Origin of the sequence: Humidesulfovibrio sp. (genome assembly GCF_031082295.1) — a bacterium.
Lineage (GTDB): Bacteria > Desulfobacterota > Desulfovibrionia > Desulfovibrionales > Desulfovibrionaceae > Humidesulfovibrio.
In genome coordinates, this window is record NZ_JAVHLD010000010.1 from 39,018 (window position 1) to 54,458 (window position 15,441).

The 15,441-nt window shown below is 66.2% G+C and carries 16 protein-coding genes; 5 read left to right on the forward strand and 11 right to left on the reverse strand.

The window, feature by feature from the left end:
• Window positions 1-987 (reverse strand): ADP-glyceromanno-heptose 6-epimerase, encoded by a 987-nt coding sequence (gene rfaD / locus RDU24_RS07405; RefSeq protein ID WP_308735117.1) that lies wholly within the window; start codon window positions 985-987, stop codon window positions 1-3.
• A gap of 249 nt (window positions 988-1,236) precedes the next feature.
• On the opposite strand from rfaD, the gene RDU24_RS07410 reads away from it, so the two are divergent.
• The 3 genes from RDU24_RS07410 to RDU24_RS07420 all read left to right on the forward strand — a co-directional run bounded on the left by RDU24_RS07410 (window position 1,237) and on the right by RDU24_RS07420 (window position 3,736).
• Window positions 1,237-2,286 (forward strand): OmpA family protein, encoded by a 1,050-nt coding sequence (locus RDU24_RS07410; RefSeq protein ID WP_308735118.1) that lies wholly within the window; start codon window positions 1,237-1,239, stop codon window positions 2,284-2,286.
• 71 nt (window positions 2,287-2,357) lie between these two features.
• Window positions 2,358-2,870 carry a hypothetical protein gene (locus tag RDU24_RS07415; protein WP_308735119.1) on the forward strand — a complete coding sequence of 171 codons (513 nt, stop codon included), beginning with the start codon at window positions 2,358-2,360 and terminating at the stop codon, window positions 2,868-2,870.
• A 26-nt stretch (window positions 2,871-2,896) separates the two neighbouring features.
• A complete protein-coding gene (locus tag RDU24_RS07420) occupies window positions 2,897-3,736 on the forward strand; it encodes an AraC family transcriptional regulator (protein ID WP_308735120.1) in 840 nt (279 codons plus the stop codon).
• A 4-nt stretch (window positions 3,737-3,740) separates the two neighbouring features.
• Here the strand turns inward: RDU24_RS07420 and lgt are convergent, their stop codons facing one another.
• Window positions 3,741-4,523 (reverse strand): prolipoprotein diacylglyceryl transferase, encoded by a 783-nt coding sequence (lgt, locus tag RDU24_RS07425; protein WP_308735122.1) that lies wholly within the window; start codon window positions 4,521-4,523, stop codon window positions 3,741-3,743.
• Window positions 4,524-4,743: 220 nt separating this feature from the next.
• On the opposite strand from lgt, the gene RDU24_RS07430 reads away from it, so the two are divergent.
• Window positions 4,744-5,490 (forward strand): hypothetical protein, encoded by a 747-nt coding sequence (locus RDU24_RS07430; RefSeq protein ID WP_308735123.1) that lies wholly within the window; start codon window positions 4,744-4,746, stop codon window positions 5,488-5,490.
• A 39-nt stretch (window positions 5,491-5,529) separates the two neighbouring features.
• On the forward strand, window positions 5,530-6,522 hold the full coding sequence (locus RDU24_RS07435) for a hypothetical protein (protein WP_308735124.1): 993 nt from the start codon (window positions 5,530-5,532) through the stop codon (window positions 6,520-6,522).
• A gap of 3 nt (window positions 6,523-6,525) precedes the next feature.
• On the opposite strand, the gene RDU24_RS07440 is transcribed toward RDU24_RS07435, so the two are convergent.
• The 9 genes from RDU24_RS07440 to RDU24_RS07480 all read right to left on the reverse strand — a co-directional run bounded on the left by RDU24_RS07440 (window position 6,526) and on the right by RDU24_RS07480 (window position 15,318).
• A complete protein-coding gene (locus RDU24_RS07440; protein WP_308735125.1) occupies window positions 6,526-7,044 on the reverse strand; it encodes a GNAT family N-acetyltransferase in 519 nt (172 codons plus the stop codon).
• A gap of 13 nt (window positions 7,045-7,057) precedes the next feature.
• Window positions 7,058-8,599, reverse strand: coding sequence for an ABC transporter ATP-binding protein (locus RDU24_RS07445; protein WP_308735178.1), 1,542 nt, complete (start codon window positions 8,597-8,599; stop codon window positions 7,058-7,060).
• Window positions 8,600-8,614: 15 nt separating this feature from the next.
• The gene (locus tag RDU24_RS07450) at window positions 8,615-9,565 is read right to left on the reverse strand and encodes an ABC transporter permease (RefSeq protein WP_308735126.1); all 951 of its coding nucleotides are present in this window, start codon (window positions 9,563-9,565) and stop codon (window positions 8,615-8,617) included.
• Complete coding sequence (locus RDU24_RS07455; protein ID WP_308735127.1) at window positions 9,562-10,677, reverse strand: ABC transporter permease; 1,116 nt, start codon at window positions 10,675-10,677, stop codon at window positions 9,562-9,564. Before RDU24_RS07455 ends, RDU24_RS07450 begins: the two co-directional genes overlap by 4 nt.
• A gap of 14 nt (window positions 10,678-10,691) precedes the next feature.
• Complete coding sequence (locus RDU24_RS07460; protein ID WP_308735128.1) at window positions 10,692-11,825, reverse strand: BMP family ABC transporter substrate-binding protein; 1,134 nt, start codon at window positions 11,823-11,825, stop codon at window positions 10,692-10,694.
• A 116-nt stretch (window positions 11,826-11,941) separates the two neighbouring features.
• Complete coding sequence (gene gpt, locus RDU24_RS07465; protein ID WP_308735179.1) at window positions 11,942-12,427, reverse strand: xanthine phosphoribosyltransferase; 486 nt, start codon at window positions 12,425-12,427, stop codon at window positions 11,942-11,944.
• A gap of 100 nt (window positions 12,428-12,527) precedes the next feature.
• Window positions 12,528-13,499, reverse strand: coding sequence for a glucokinase (locus RDU24_RS07470; protein WP_308735129.1), 972 nt, complete (start codon window positions 13,497-13,499; stop codon window positions 12,528-12,530).
• Between the two features lie 140 nt (window positions 13,500-13,639).
• Window positions 13,640-14,584, reverse strand: a complete 945-nt coding sequence (locus RDU24_RS07475; RefSeq protein WP_308735131.1) for a motility protein A — start codon at window positions 14,582-14,584, stop codon at window positions 13,640-13,642.
• 11 nt (window positions 14,585-14,595) lie between these two features.
• Window positions 14,596-15,318 (reverse strand): OmpA/MotB family protein, encoded by a 723-nt coding sequence (locus RDU24_RS07480; protein ID WP_308735132.1) that lies wholly within the window; start codon window positions 15,316-15,318, stop codon window positions 14,596-14,598.
• Between the last annotated feature and the right edge of the window lie 123 nt (window positions 15,319-15,441).

The following is a 15,441-nucleotide window of genomic DNA, read 5'->3' on the forward strand; positions in this document are numbered from 1 at the left end:
TTACCCGTTCCGAGAATCCAGGTAGGGGTCGTCCTTGTCGAGATACCCGGTCACATAGTCCCGGACGCCGTCTTCCAGGCTGGTGAGCGGGGCCGTGTATCCGGCGGCGCGCAGCTTGTCCATGTCGGCCTGGGTCCGGTACTGGTACTTGTCGCGAATGGCCTCCGGCATCTCGATGTAGCCGATGTCCGGCGTCTTTCCCATGGCCGAAAACACGGCACGCGCCAGATCGTTCCAGGTACGAGCAATTCCAGTGCCAACATTGAACACCCCGTTCACCTGGGGGTTCTCCAGCAGCCACCAGAGGATGTCGACGCAATCCTTGATGTAGACGAAATCGCGCATCTGCCCGCCGTGCGGATACTCGGGCCGGTAGGACTTGAACAGGCGCATGGCGCCGGTCTGGCCGATCTGCTTGTGGGCCTTGCAGATGACGCTCATCATGTCGCCCTTGTGATACTCGTTCGGCCCGAACACGTTGAAGAACTTGAGGCAGACGATGCGGTCGAATATTCCTGCCCGATTGGCCCAGAGGTCGAAGAGGTGCTTGGAATAGCCGTACATGTTGAGCGGCTTCAGGTTCTCCAGCCCAGCCATGTCGTCGGAGAAGCCCCGCTCGCCGTTGCCGTAGGTGGCCGCGCTGGAGGCGTTCAGGAACCGCACGGAGTTCTTGACCGCAAACCGGCAGAGCACCTGGGTGTAGCGCAGGTTGTTCTCCATGAGATAGTCGGCGTCGAGTTCCGTGGTGCTGGAGCAGGCGCCCATGTGGACGATGCCCTGGGTGCCAAAGGGATCATCGCCCTCGGCCATGAACTTCAGGAACTGGTCCTTGTGCAGGTAGTCAGAATATTTGAGGTTCACCAAATTCTTCCACTTGTCGCTGGAGGCCAGATTGTCAACCACCAGGATGTCGTCGATGCCCATCTGGTTCAGCTTCCAGACCATGGCGCTTCCGATGAAGCCAGCGCCTCCGGTGACTATGTACATGCAACGTCTCCCTTTATCTGTTTGTGGTCATCTAGCCTGCGGGACCAGGCACGCACCGTTTGCCCGAACCTTAAATTCTATCTCCTGCCGCCACGGTTGGCAACTGGCCGAAGCCTCCCCCCCCTCAGGCCTTAAAACGCCTAGCTTTATATTGCCATTGCCAAGAACATTTCCTATAGTACGTTGCGGTCGCAAACCCTCTCCCCCGCGGCCGGCTCTGGGGCACACTGAAATCCAAGGAGATTTTTCATGAGCATGCGCAAACGTTTTCTTTCCATCGCCGTGCTGGCGGCGCTCTCTGTTTTGCTGCTGGCCGTGCAGGCTCCCGCTTCGACCATGAAGCCCAAGGTCGACAATTTCATCCTCTTCGTGGACCACTCCGGCTCCATGGCGATGTCCAGCGACACCTTCAAGGGCATGAAAATCGCTCTGGCCAAGGAACTGGCCACCAAGATGAACGCCGAAATCCCTGAGCTTGGCTACGTGAGCGGCGTGAACACCTTCGCCCCCTTCGGCACCCAGCTGGCTCCCACCAAATACAGCAAGCCCGCCGTGGCCGGCGCGCTGGGCAAGATCAGCACCAACTACGAGATATACGGCCGCAACACCCCCATGGGCATGGGCCTGAGCGATCTTGATGGCGTCCTGGCCAAGATGAGCGGCAGAACCGCGGTGATCATCTTCACCGACGGCGACTCCAACTACGGCATCGATCCCGTTGCCGAGGCCAAGGCTCTCTACGCCAAGTACCCCGACCGCCTGTGCATCCACGTTGTCAGCTACGCCGACAACGCCCGCGGCAAGATGGTCGTTGACGAGATCCGCGCGCTGAATCGCTGCACCGTGGTCGGCGATCCCAAGGCCCTGGCCGACGCTGGCGCCCTGAAGCAGTACGTGCGCGACGTGTTCTACGATGTCGTCGAGGACGCCCCGGCCCGCTCCATGGCTCCGGCCGCCGCCTGCGAGTCCATCACCCTCGGCAACATGAACTTCGGCTTCGACAAGTACGCCATCACCCCGGACATGGAGCCCGCCCTGGAGCAGGCCCTGGCAGTGCTGAAGGAGTCCTCCTGCAAGCAGTTCGTGGTTGAAGGCCACACCGACAGCATCGGCACCGTCGCCTACAACCAGAAGCTCTCCGAGCGTCGCGCCAACTCCGTGGTCAAGTGGCTCACGGGCAAGGGCTTCGACGGCTCCAAGCTCGCCCCCAAGGGCATGGGCAAGCTCGCCCCCAAGTTTGACAACAAGACCGCCGAAGGCCGTCACCTGAACCGCCGCGTCGAGATCCTGAGCAAGTAAGCAAGTCCATTATCGTCCGCTGGCTGCGGGACACATGTTCCGCAGCCAGCCGGACCTTCCGGAGTTCCTTGATGCGCTTGAAAACCTTCCTGACCGCGCCCCTGCTCTTCCTGGCCATGGCCCCGCAGGCCCTGGCCGTGGAGCCTTTCCTCACGCTGCCCGACACGCCCTCCCAGTCGGGAAACCAGCTTGAGAGCGCCCTGCCGCTTCAAGCCACCGCGCCCGTCTACATGGACCAGCTCCTGGCCCGCGAGCATGAGCGCTTCACGCAGTTCGCCACCGAGCAGATGCACCGCATGAACGCCAACATCATCGGCGGCAGGCACAGCATGCAGGTGCAGAAGCACGGCAAGAACCAGTACCGCGCGTCCTACAAGGCCATCGACGTGGAGGGCATCGTCTGCCAGGTGCGCCGCAGCGAGAGCAACCCCAATTATTACGTGGGCAGCGTCATCTACAAGGAGCACATCCTTGAGAGCATCGCCCAGGCCCCGGAAGCCTGCCGCAAGGGCCAGTTCGTGCGCGTTTCCGAGAAGTCCAACCGCATCATCTACAGCTCCAAGCATGGCGGCGGCTGGCAATAGCCCCGTCCCGCCAAGGGCTTTTCCCCATGTCGAGCGTCCCGACCCACGCTGATGTCCGGTTCTGGCGCGACCAGAGCCTTCCTGGCGTCGAGGCGCGCGCCTCCAGCTACACGAGCCAGGCCTTCCGCACCCACACCCACGAGAGTTGGTCCGTGGGCCTGGTCGAGTCTGGCAGCACGCGCTTCACCCTCTGCGGCGCGTCTTACGCCGCGAGCGCAGGGCAACTGGTGGTCATCGGCCCGGGCTTACCCCACGCCTGCAACCCGGACACGGCCTCGGGCATCTCCTACCGCATGTTCTACCTCGCGCCGGGCTGGCTCGCCGGGGCGTCCCCGGACAACGCTCCGCCGCGCTTCGCCAAGCCCGTGCTGGACGACCCAGGCCTCTTCGCCCTCTTTGGCCAGCTGTTCGCCGCGCTGTTCCAGGGCGCGGGCGCCGGGGACAGGCAGGCGCTGCTCCTGAGCGCCCTGCGCCTGCTGGTCGCGCGCCACGCCATTCGGCCAGGCCAGTCAGACGGAAGCAGGGCCGAAAACCCTGCCGTGGCCAAGGCACGGAAGCGGCTGGCCGCAAATGTGGGGATTTTTGTGCCGCTGGGCGAACTGGCGCAGTCCGCCGGACTCTCGCCGCACCACTTCCTGCGGGTGTTCAAGGCCGCAACGGGCCTGCCGCCGCACGCCTATCAGATTCAGCAGGCCGTGGAGCACGCCAAGCGGCTGCTGGCCGGGGGCGCTCCCATCAGCCAGACCGCCCTGGACGCCGGGTTCGCCGACCAGAGCCACTTTTCGCGCATCTTCAGGGAATTCACGGGGGCCACGCCCCGGCAGTACCTGACCGGCAGCGTGGGGCGCCAAGCCAAAAGCCTTTAAAGTTTCAGGCCGCGGCGGCCCCCTTGCGCAGCATCAGGAAAAGCCCAAGGGCTATCATGGGCAGGCACAGCACCTGGCCCATGCTCATCCAGCCCATGGCCACAAAGCCCAGCTGGGCGTCCGGCTGCCGGAAGAACTCCACGGAAAAGCGGAAGGCCCCGTAGCCGATCAGAAACAGCCCGCCCACGGCGCCGGCCTTTCTCGGCCTGGTCGAGTACGCCCACAGGATGACGAACAGGGCCAGGCCCTCCAGCGCGGCCTCGTAGAGCTGCGAGGGATGGCGCGGCAGCGGCCCGCCCGTGGGGAAGACCATGGCCCAGGGCGCATCGGTGACGCGGCCCCAAAGCTCGCCGTTGATGAAGTTTCCGAGCCGACCGGCGAGCAGCCCCGGCGGCACCAGCGGCGCCACGAAGTCGCCCACCTCCAGCAGGGACTTGCCGATGCTGCGGCCATACAGCCAGGCCACCAGGATCACCCCCGCCGCCCCGCCGTGGAAGCTCATGCCACCCCGCCAGATGGAGAGGATCTGCTCGGGGTTGCTCAGGTAATAGGACAGGTCGTAGAACAGCACGTAGCCGATGCGCCCGCCCAGCACCACGCCCGCCACGGCCCAGGTAATGAGGTCGTCCACCTGGTTGGCGGTCCAGCCGGAGCCGGGCCGGGCCGCGCGGCGGCGCGCCAGAAACCATGCGGCGGAAAAGCCCACGGCGTACATGATGCCGTACCAGCGAGCGGCCAGCGGGCCGATCTGGAGAGCGATGGGGTTGATCACCGGATATTCGAGCATGTGCGCCTCCTCGATAACTGGGCAGGTGCGGAGCGTCCTGGCTTGCAGGCCGCGCTGGCAACGCGTGTTTGTTTCCCGCGGAAAAATACGCTAGGGTCGCCTCCGGCCAGCCGGAACCTCTGACTTTTTCCGGCCCGCGTCAACCCCGGATGATCGGCCCAGCACATCGGCCAAGACGAAAGGCCCGGAAACATGGCCTCGGCCACGACGGAGAAGCAGCATGGACGCGCACAAGGAACTGGACATACTTGAGATGCCTGTGGAGGCCCTGGCCGCCTACTGGCTCTCCATCAAAAAGCTACTGGACACGAAGAAAGACCTCTCGCTGCTGGCCATCGAGGCCGAGAACACCTCCGAGCCCTTTGTGCGCCACCTGCTCGACACCGCCCAGGCGGGCTTTTCGCCGGAACTGGCACTGACCCTGGCCAAGGCCAAGCGCGGGGTGCTCCTGACAGAATTCCGCCGCCGCATGGAGATGATGCGCCGGGCGCTCACCGGCCTGGCCGCTTCGGAAAACCCGCGCCTGACGCTGCTCGGGCTCAACGCGCTGGTCAGCACTTCGCCCTTCCACGAGCCGCGCACCTTTGAGCTGGCCACGGCGCTCATGACCACCGTGGCGCAGAAGGACGCGGACCTGCCCACCCTGCTCGGCGTGGACCACAAGCTCAAGGACGACCGCCTGGTGGTGAAGCTGCTGTTTTACGCCATCAGCACGCGCAGAAGCGGCAAGCAGGCCCTGAACGACTTCCTGCCGCACCTGCGCGCCGGATTCTTCGCCGAGGGCCTGTCGCTCTGCGCGGACGGCTTCGAGGCAGAGTTCGTGTCGCAGCACCTGGCGAGCATCCGCGACGCCGCGCTTCTGGCCACGCGCCGCAAGATGGACATGGCCACCCAGCTGTGCCTGGCCATCAAGGCCGGGCTCTCCTACGACGACGTGTTCCGGGTGGCCCGCGCCTACATGCTCTAGCCCACCTGACGCCCCAAGCCCCTTTGACGGAGGATGACCGTGCGCCGACTCCCCCTGCTTTTCTGCTGCCTGCTCCAGCTCTGCGCGTGCGCCGCGCCCACGGTCCAGAAGCAGGTGCTCGCCCCCGCCCCGGCGGAGGAGGTCGCACGGCTCACGCGCCTCAAGGTGGTCGCCTTTGACAACGACGCCACGGGCCAGGTCCGCGCTGCGGTGGAAAATGCCCTGGCCTCGGTGGTGGTGGAAGGTCGGCCCTACTTCACCCTGGTCGGCGCCAACGCTCCGGCAGGCGGCCTGGGCAAGCCCATGCAGTGGCTGAGCACCAGCAAGCCCACGGCCCGGCCCATCCGCTACGGTTCGGAAGGTACGGTACAAGGCAGCGTGGCCCACAACGGCTGGACAGACAACCGCTACACCGAAAAGCGCAAGGAGTGCGTGGCCGAGGACGCCAAGGGCACCTGCGTGCTCTGGGCCAACAGGAACATCCCCTGCACCCGGCGGGTGGCCCGGTTCAGCTTCACGCCCCGCGTGGTCGACAAGGACACGGGAGCCGTGCTTCTGACCCAGGAGTTCACGGAGTCCGGGCAGAGCAGCGCCTGCCATGACCGGGGCGGGCCAGCCAGCGGCGAAAGCCTGCTCTCCTCCGCTCGCGCCAAGGCCATCGCGCGCTTCCGCGACCACGTCTCCCCGCATGTGGTGACCATGGACATCCCGCTGCTGACCGACGACGACTCCGGCATGACCTCGCAGGTCAAGGCCGAGATCGCGCGCGGGGTGGACTTCGCCAAGGCCCGGCAACCCGGCAAGGCCTGCGAGCTCTGGCGCGCTGCCGCCAGCGGATACGAAGCGGGGTACGCCCTGCCCTACCTGTCGGGCGTATGCGCGGAACTCCAGGACGACTTCGACCAGGCCGAGGGCTTCTACGCCCTGGCCCAGAGCCGCTCGCCCAAGCCCGTGCCGGAGATCGCCGCGGCCCTTTGGCGCATCAAGACCGCCCGGGCCGACCAGGACCGGCTGGAGCAGCAGCGCAAGTAGCGTTCACAAGCGCTTCCAGTAGAATACGCTGTCCACGGCCATGACCGGAAAGGACTCCGGCAGCGCGATCTTGTCGATGCGCTCAAAACCGTTCTTTTCGTAAAAACGGTGCGCGGCCTGAAACCGTGTGGTGGTGCCAAGAAAGATGTCGCGCAGTCCGCTCGCCGCGGCATGCTTCAGCAGCGTGTGCAGCAGCGAGAAGGCAACGCCCGCGCCGCCTAGTTCAGGAGCTGAGGAATAGCCTCGGCGCCAGTCCCGCCGAACGAACATTTTCCGTAACGCGCCCTGCCCGTTCCCGATATCCAGAAGCGCGATGCTGCCGACCACCTCCCCGCCAGCCCGAGCCACCCAGAAATCGCCACAGCCACGGCGGTAGAAGCCCGGCGCGTCCAGCAGGTCGGGTTGGTCCGCAGCCGTTATGGGCAACGCGAATTCGTTTCGCTGGATGGTGCAGATGAGGTCGAGCATGCCCTGGCGATCGGCGTCGGCATAAGCGGAGATGGCTAAGGCGCGAGCGATCATGCCAGTCTCGGCTTCAGGACAGCCCGGCCATCATGGAGCCGATGCGCTCCACCTGAGCCTTGTCCGAGGCCGGGAACAGCCCCATGACGCGCCCCCGGTACAGGACCAGGATGCGGTCGGACAAAAGCAGCGCCTCGGTCAGGTCACCGGTGACCAGCAGCACGCCCGTGCTCTGGCGGGCCTTGAGCAGGAGCTGCCACACGGCCTCGGTGGCCGCGATGTCGAGCCCCTGGGTGGGCTGTTCGGCCACCAGCAGGCGGGGATGGCGGCGCATCTCGCGGCCAAGGACGAACTTCTGCAAATTGCCGCCGGAGAGCTGCCAGGCCTGCAGATCGATGCGGCCGGGCTGCACGTTGTGCGCGAGCACAATCTCTTGCGCGGCCTTGCGCGCGCGGGCCCGGTCCAGCCATATCCCGCGCGAGAAGCCCTCCCGCGTGGTCAGGAGCAGGTTGTCCGTCAGGTCCAGCGCACGGCAGGTGGCAAGCCCGGAGCGGTCCTCCGGCACCCAGGCCAACGCGCCGTCCCAGTCGTGGTGCTCGTAAAACTTGTCCCAGTTGTGGCCCAAAAGATCGAGCTGCCCGCTCTCTGGCCGAATGAGGCCGCAGACGGTCTCCACCAGCTGCTGCTGGCCGTTTCCGCCCACGCCCAGCACGCCCAGCACCTCGCCCTGGCGCAGGTCGAAGCTCACATCGTCCAAGAGCGCGCCGCCCGCGCCCTGCATGGACAGGTTGCGCACGGAAAGCACCAGGGGACCGGGCTCCACAGGTTCGCGCTCCACGGTGAGGAGCACGTCGCGCCCGACCATGCGCCGGGCCAGGTCCGCCGGGGAGGACACCTCCGAGGCCAGGAACTCGCCCTCGATGCGCCCCTTGCGCAGCACGGCGATCTCGTCCGCCACGGAGAGCACCTCCTCCAGCTTGTGGGAGATGAACACGATGGCCTTGCCCTGGGCGCTCATGTTTCGCAGGGCCTCGAACAGCGCCTCGGTCTCCCCTGGGGTGAGCACCGCCGTGGGCTCGTCGAAAATCAGCACATGGCTCTTGCGGTGCAGCAGCTTCAGAATCTCCACGCGCTGGCGCTCGCCCATGGACAGGTCGCCCACGCGGGCCGCCGGGTCGATGGCCAGCCCGAAGCGCGCGGCCAGCTCGGCCACAGTGGCCCGCATGGCCTTGGGATCAAGGACGAAGCCTCCCTCCTGTCCCAGGAGCACGTTCTCGGCCACGCTCATGTCCTCCACGAGCATGAAATGCTGGTAGACCATGCCGATGCCCGCCGCGATGGCCTGTCGCGAGGACGAGAAGGCCATGCGCTTCCCGGCCACCTCGATGTGGCCCTCGTCGGGCATGAAGCGCCCGGCCAGCATGGCCATCAGGGTGCTCTTGCCCGCGCCGTTCTCTCCCAGCAGCGCCTTGATGCGCCCGGGCATGATGGACAGGCTGATGCAGTCGTTGGCCACCACGTGACCGAAGCGCTTGGTCACGCCCGCCAGGCGCACCAGGGGCAGCACGTCCACAGGGCCGATGTCCGGATCATGCAGATCAAGAGAGTTGCGCATGGCCTCGCTCACGGCCTACCCCACCGGCTCGATGTTCACGCCAAGGGCCGCCGGAGCCGCGGAATTTCTCGCGGTCGGGCCGTTCTTGCGGGCGCTCCTGGCCCGCGCGGCCGAGAACACCAGCACCACGATGGTCAGCACGTAGGGCAGCATGAGCAGGAGCGACGAGGGCACGTTGGTGCCGGAGGCCTGCAGCCTGAGCTGGAAGGCCATGACCCCGCCGAAGAGATACGCTCCGGCCACGGCCCGGCCAGGACGCCAGAAGGCGAAGATCACCAGTGCCACGGCCACCCAGCCGCGCCCGCCGGACAGGCCGGTTGTCCACAAGTGGGTGTGCGCCAGGGACAGGTATGCCCCGCCCAGGCCGCACAGCAGCCCGCCCAGCAGCACGCCCGAGAACCGCAACCGCTGCGGGTTCCGCCCTGCGGCGGAGGCGGCGTCCGGCATTTCGCCCGCGGCGCGCAGGCCCAGGCCGAAGCTGGTGCGCCAAAGCAGAAACCACACCGCCACGGGCGCGAGATAGGACAGGTAGACCAGGGCGTCCTGGCGGAAGAATATGGCGCCCAGCAGCGGGATGTCCGCAAGCAGCGGCACGGCGAACTGGTGGAAGCCGTCCGTGGACTGGCCGATGTACGGGGTGCCCAGGAAGTTGCACAAACCCACGCCGAAGATGGTCAGCGCCAGGCCCGAGACCACCTGGTTGCCCAGGAACACCTGGCAAACCACGCCGTGCAGCCCGGCCAAAAGCGCCCCGGCCAGCCCTCCGACGGCAAGGCCCAGCCAGGCCGATCCGGTCAGGTGGCAGGCCATGAACCCGGCGAAGGACGACAGGGCCATGATGCCCTCCACGCCCAGGTTGAGCACACCGGCGCGTTCGGAGATGATCTCGCCCAGGGTGGCGTACAGGATGGGCGTGCCGGCCTGCACCGTGGCCGCCAGCAGCGCGATGATGAGTTCCGGGCTCATGCCTGGGCCTCCTCGGGCTGGGGCGAAGCCTTGGGCGCCGCCGGACGTGCGCGCTTCAAGCTCACGGAATATGTCAGGAAAAACTGCCCGGCCAGCACGCAGAGCAGGATGGCGCCCTCCATGATCTGGCCGAAAGCCGCCGGTATCTGGAGCTCCAGCTGCATGGCCTCCACGCCCACGCGCAGCGCCGCCAGCAGAAAGGCCGTGAAGGCGATGGGCCAGGGCTTGAGCCGCGCCAGCCAGGCCACCACGATGGCCGTGTAGCCGTAGCCCACCATCAGGGTCGGCTGGAGGCGGCCGAGGGTGGCCGAGGTCTCGATGCTCCCGGCCAGTCCGGCCAGTGCCCCGCCCAGCCCCATGACCAGCAGGACCAGGAACCCGTAGGGCAGCCGCGCGTAGCGGGCCACGCGCTCGCCCTCGCCGCAGGCGGCCAGCTCGAAGCCCAGGCGCGTGCGGTTGAGAAAAACGCTGTAGGCCACGCCCGCGAGGGGACAGGCCAGCAGGCCCCAGTGCAGTTTTCCGAGCACCCCGGGCCAGATGCGCGAGAGCTGCGCGGCAGGGGGGAACTCAGGACTCATGGGGAAGCCGAAGCTCAGGGGATCCTTCCACGCGCCGAACACAAGGTATTCCAGCACCAGGATGCCGACATAGTTGAGCATGAGCGAGGAGATGATCTCGTTCACGCCAAGGCGCAGGCGCAGCCAGGCGGGGATGAGCCCCCAGAGCGCGCCCAGGATGAGCGCCGAGAGCAGCATGAGCGGCATCAACACCACCGCCGGCTGCCCGCCGAAGGTGAGCGCGGCCCAGGTGGCGCCCACCGCGCCCAGGGCGAACTGGCCCTCGGCGCCGATGTTCCATATCTGCATGCGGAAGGACAAGGCCACCCCAAGGGAGCAAAGGAAGATGGGGATGGCCTTCAGGAGCGCGTCGAGCAGGGCGTGGGTCTGGCCAAAGGCCCCCCGGAAGAGCACTGCAAGGCCACCCAGGGCGGGCTTTCCGGCCAGGGCGAGCATGAGCGCGCATACGCAAAGAGACAGGGCCAGGGCGCACAGGTAGACCACCGGTGCGCCCCGGCCCAAAGCTTCTTCGCGTTTGTGCAAGGTCAGGAGCATCTGTCTCCTTTCGGCTACTGCACGCTGCCGACGACGCCTTCAACAAACCACGTCATGCCGAGCAGTTCCTTGTCCTCGGCCTTGACGCCGTCGGCAATCTTGATCTTGCCGCCCTGGTCCTTGATGGGGCCGACGAAGATCTTGTCCTCGCCCTTGACCAGCTCGGCCTTCTTGGCCAGGACCTTGTCGGCGACCGCCTTGGGGACCATGGGGCCGAAGGGCGCGATGTCCACGATGCCCTTGTCCATGCCCCACCAAATGGAACGGTTGCCGGTCCACTTGCCCTCGCGAACTTCCTTCACGATGGCCTCATACAGCGGAGCCCAGTTCCACACGGCCGAGGTCAGGTGCGCCTTGGGCGCGAACTTGGCCATGTCGGAGTTGTAGCCGATGGAGTACTTGCCGCGCTGCTGGGCGGCCTCCTGCGGGCCGGGGGAGTCCTGGTGCTGGGCGATGACGTCGGCGTTCACGTCAAGCAGGCTGATGGCGGCGTCCTTCTCCAGGGCCGGGTCGAACCAGGTCTTGGTCCAGACCACGCGCACCTGGGCCTTGGGGTTCACGCTGCGCGCGCCAAGGGTGAAGGCGTTGATGCCGCGGATGACCTCGGGGATCGGGAAGGCGGCCACGTAGCCGATGATGTTGCTCTTGGTCATGGAGCCGGCCACCATGCCGGTGAGGTAGCGCGCCTGGTAGATGCGGCCGAAGTAGTTGGAGACGTTCTCACCGGCCTTGAAGCCGGAGCAGTGCATGAACTTGACCTTCGGGAAGTCCTTGGCCACCTTCATGGTCGGGTCCATGAACCCAAAGCTGGTGGTGAAGATCAGGTCATAGCCGCTGCGGGCCATGTTCTCGATGACGCGCTCGGCGTCCGCGCCTTCCTTCACGGCCTCGACGATGGAGGCCTTGACGTCCGGCAGCGCCTCGATGGCCATGCGGCCCTGGTCATGCGCCCAGGAGTAGCCCGCGTCGCCCACGGGCGAGGTGTACACGAAGCCGACCTTGAGTTCGCCGGTCTTGGGGCCTTCGGCGGCCGGAGCGGCCTTCTCGGCAGGCTTCTCGGCGGCCTTCTCGCAGCCGGTCAAGACAAGGGTCAGGCCCAGGGCCAGGGACAGCGCACATGCGCCAACGCTCCGCAACAGCTTTTTCATGAAATCCTCCATTCTGGTGTGCCCCGGAAGCGGCCAGGGCGGCCGAGTTCAGTATATACAGCCGGCGGCCCGCACTGTTCGTCGGGCCGTATAGTCCACGTGAGGCCTGAGCGCCCCTACTCCTTGATCTTGGCGATGGGCGGCACGAACTGCGCGCCCGCGTCCCAGGGAAACAGAATCCAGGTGTCCTGACTGACTTCGGTGATGAAGGTGTCCACCAGGGGACGGCCTTCGGGCTTGGCGTACACCGTGGCGAAATGCGCCTTGGGCAGCATCTCGCGCACCATGCGCGCCGTGCGTCCCGTGTCCACCAGGTCATCCACCAGCAGCCAGCCGTCGCCGTCGCCCTCGGGGCGGCTGCCGAGCAGGCAGGCTTCACCGCGCTCCTGCCAGTCATAGCTTGAGACGCAGATGGTGTCGATGTGCCGGATGTCGAGCTCACGCGCGAGGATGGCCGCGGGTACAAGGCCGCCGCGGGTGATGGCGTGGATGCCCCTGAACGGCCCGCGCTCCATGAGTCGCCAGGAGAGAGCCCGGCAGTCGCGGTGCAGTTGCTCCCAGGAGACGGGATAGATCTTGTCGTAAGGTTTCTGGTCCACCAGGCGCCCCTTCTTGGAGGGCCGACCTATAGCCGAGAGCACGGGCAGAGGCAAGCCCAAGCGTGAAGCGGCCCCGCTACGGCGTTGCGGGGCGTCGGAAAACCTAGGCCCGGCGGCGCAGGCGCTGCGAGCCGAAGATGGCCGCGCCGAACACGCCGGAATCCTCGTTGATGTTCAGCATCACCGGCAGGCCGGAGAGCAGGTCGTGGTGCGAGGGCGAGAGCCGGAACTCCTCCATGAAGGCGGGGTGCTCCACCAGGATGGGATTCTTGGCCGCCACGCCGCCACAGAGGTAGACCCCGCCCAGGGCCAGCACGGACAGGGCGTAGTTGCGGGCCGCGCGGGCATAGAAGCGGGCGAACCATTCCACCGTGTGCGGAAAGTTTGGCAGGCGCGGCGCCAGCATCGCCGGGGTCAGCACCTCGCCGGCGAGAAACGCGTGCAGGCGGGAAAGCCCGGACCCGGAAACCACGGCGTCGCCATGGCAGTAGGCCAGACCAGTGGCGCGGCGGACATATTCCCCGTAGGCGTGCTCGTTGTCGCCCACGAAGGGGAAAGCCACGTGTCCGGCCTCGGAGGGCACGGCCAGGAAACCATTGCGCCCGTCCGGCACCAGGGCGCAGTGGCCAAGCCCCGTTCCCGCGCCGATGACCGCCACGGCACCCCCCACGACGAGGCGGGCATCGGAGCGGCTGGCCTGCAGCACGCGGGCATCGCGCACGGCGCGGCTGCGGCTGGCGAAGGCCTGGGCTGCGAAGTCGTTCAGCAGCGCACCGCGCCCAAGCCCGACTTTGGTGATGTCGTACAGGTCGATGTTCCACTTGATGTTCGGCGGGCGGCAAAAGCGCCCCTGCACCGGCCCGGGGACTGCCAGCACGGCCAGGTCGCAGGAGGAGGCGGCAAAGGGCCTCTGCTCAGAAAAGAGAAGTTCCAGCAGGGCATGCAGGGACTCGGATTCCTGGGTCGGCAAGCGGGCGATGCTCAGAAGACGCGGCTCATCAGCCTCTCCGAGAAGCTCGAAGAAACCAAAACGGCTGTAGGTGCCGCCTATGTCCGCTGCAAGAATCCGCTGCATGCGCCCCGCGTGGTCACGTTGAGGATAGTCGCGCCAACCCGTTCAGCGTTGAACACCTATATTAAGCTAGCAGAAGATGAGGAAAAAGACAAAGGGGGGAGCCAAGCTCCCCCCCCATTCTGCGTGCGCTGTAAAGAATGCTACACGGCCCGCGCCAGCGGCGACATCCGCAGGTGCCCGGGCGAGGGCATCTCCATTGGCTGCGGCATGGGCACTGCATCGTTGAAGGGCTTGGGCTCGCTGGCCTCGCGGTGTTCGTTGGCCGCGCGTTCGTTGGCAGCGCGCTGCCGGGTGATGTACTTCTTGGTGATGGCCCGCAACAGCTCGGTCTTGCCCGTGCGCTCGTCCGGAGAGAGGAAGCTCGTGAGCTTCTTTTCCAGCCGGTGCGAATTCTGCTCCTTGGCGATGGCGATGATGCCCTCCATGATGAGCTTCTGGTTCAGCATCTCGGCATTGGTGTTGAAGTTGATGCTCTCGGCGATGGGCGCCAGGATGAGGTTCGAGATGACCACGCCGTAAAGGGTCGAGATGAAGGCCACGGGGATGCTCGAAACCAGGGCCTGGGTGTCGTTGATGCCGGAGAGCATGCCGATGAGGCCGATGACGCTGCCCGCCACGCCGAAAGCCGGGGCGGCCTTGGCCATGGTCTGGAACACGCGCTCGCTCTGCTGGCGGCGGTCCTGGAAGAAGCTCATCTCCGTGTTCAGGAATTCACGGATGTCGCGCTCCTTGTAGTTGTCCACCAGGAAGGCCACGGCGCCGCGCAGGAATTCGTCGCCAATCTTCTGACGGATGGCCTCGAGGGACAGGACGCCCTCCACGCGCGACTTCACCGAAAGTTCCAGCAGCACGCGCACGATGTCGTCCGGCGTGGGCTGCTTTCTCGTGTAGCAGCTGCGGGCCACCAGGAAGGCGGTCCGGATGCGCTCGAAGGGGTAGCTCATGAACAGGGCCGCGAAGAGCCCGGCCACCACGATGAGGAAGGCCGCCATGTTCCAATACACGGCCAGACCGCCGCTCATCCAGAACCCGCCGATGAAGATGGCCGTGCACAGGCCGACGCCCAGCATGTTGCGCTTGCTCATAACAATCCCCCTTACATGTCAGTCAAGACGAGCACTTCCACCCGCCGGTTTCGCCTGCCCGCGTCTTCCGCCGAGGTCGGGACCTCAGGCTGGAACGAGCCGCGCCCGGTGACGAGGAAGCGCTTTGCATCGAGTTTCGCCGTACGGATGAAATATTCTGCCACGCTGGCGGCCCTGCGGGCAGAAAGCCCCAGGCTCTCCGCCTCGCCGCCGTCCTTGCCGCCCGCCTCGCCCTCGGCTGCATGGCCAACCACGAGCACGGCCCCGCTGCTCACGCGCAGGATCTCGGCAATGCGGGCCAGATAAGGCGCGCTGTTCTGCGCGAGGTCGGCCCCGCCGGGCGCGAAGAACAGGTCTCCGCGCAGAAACACGCGCACCTGGCGGTCGGTCTCGCGCACCACGGAGATGCCGAGGTTGTCCGACTGGTAGTAGGTCTCGCGCTTCGCCTGGCCGGCTATGTCCTGAAAGGCCTTGCCCCCGCGAACGGGATCCTCGAGCTGGCCCAGGAAGGCCTGCATGGGATCGGTGGGGGCCTTGGTCTCCGCGACGGGCTGACGCGGCGGCGGGCTCTGGTCCTTGTGGGTGCTGGAATAGATGAACAGCGCGGCGAAGACCACGAACATGATCATCATCAGGTCCGACCAGGGGACCGCCCAGTCGGCGAAATTTCCGCCGCCCGCTAGAATCCCCGTTCTTCCCGGACCATGTCCGCTGTGCCTCTCGCGTCTGTTCATGCGCACCTCGCATCGGCTTCCGCCCTGGGATGTTCCGAGGGTCGGCGATGACATCCAAGCAAATTGTCTGCCAAGACTGTAATACACTGCATCGACAGCGTTATTTCCGGCAGCGCAAGGACC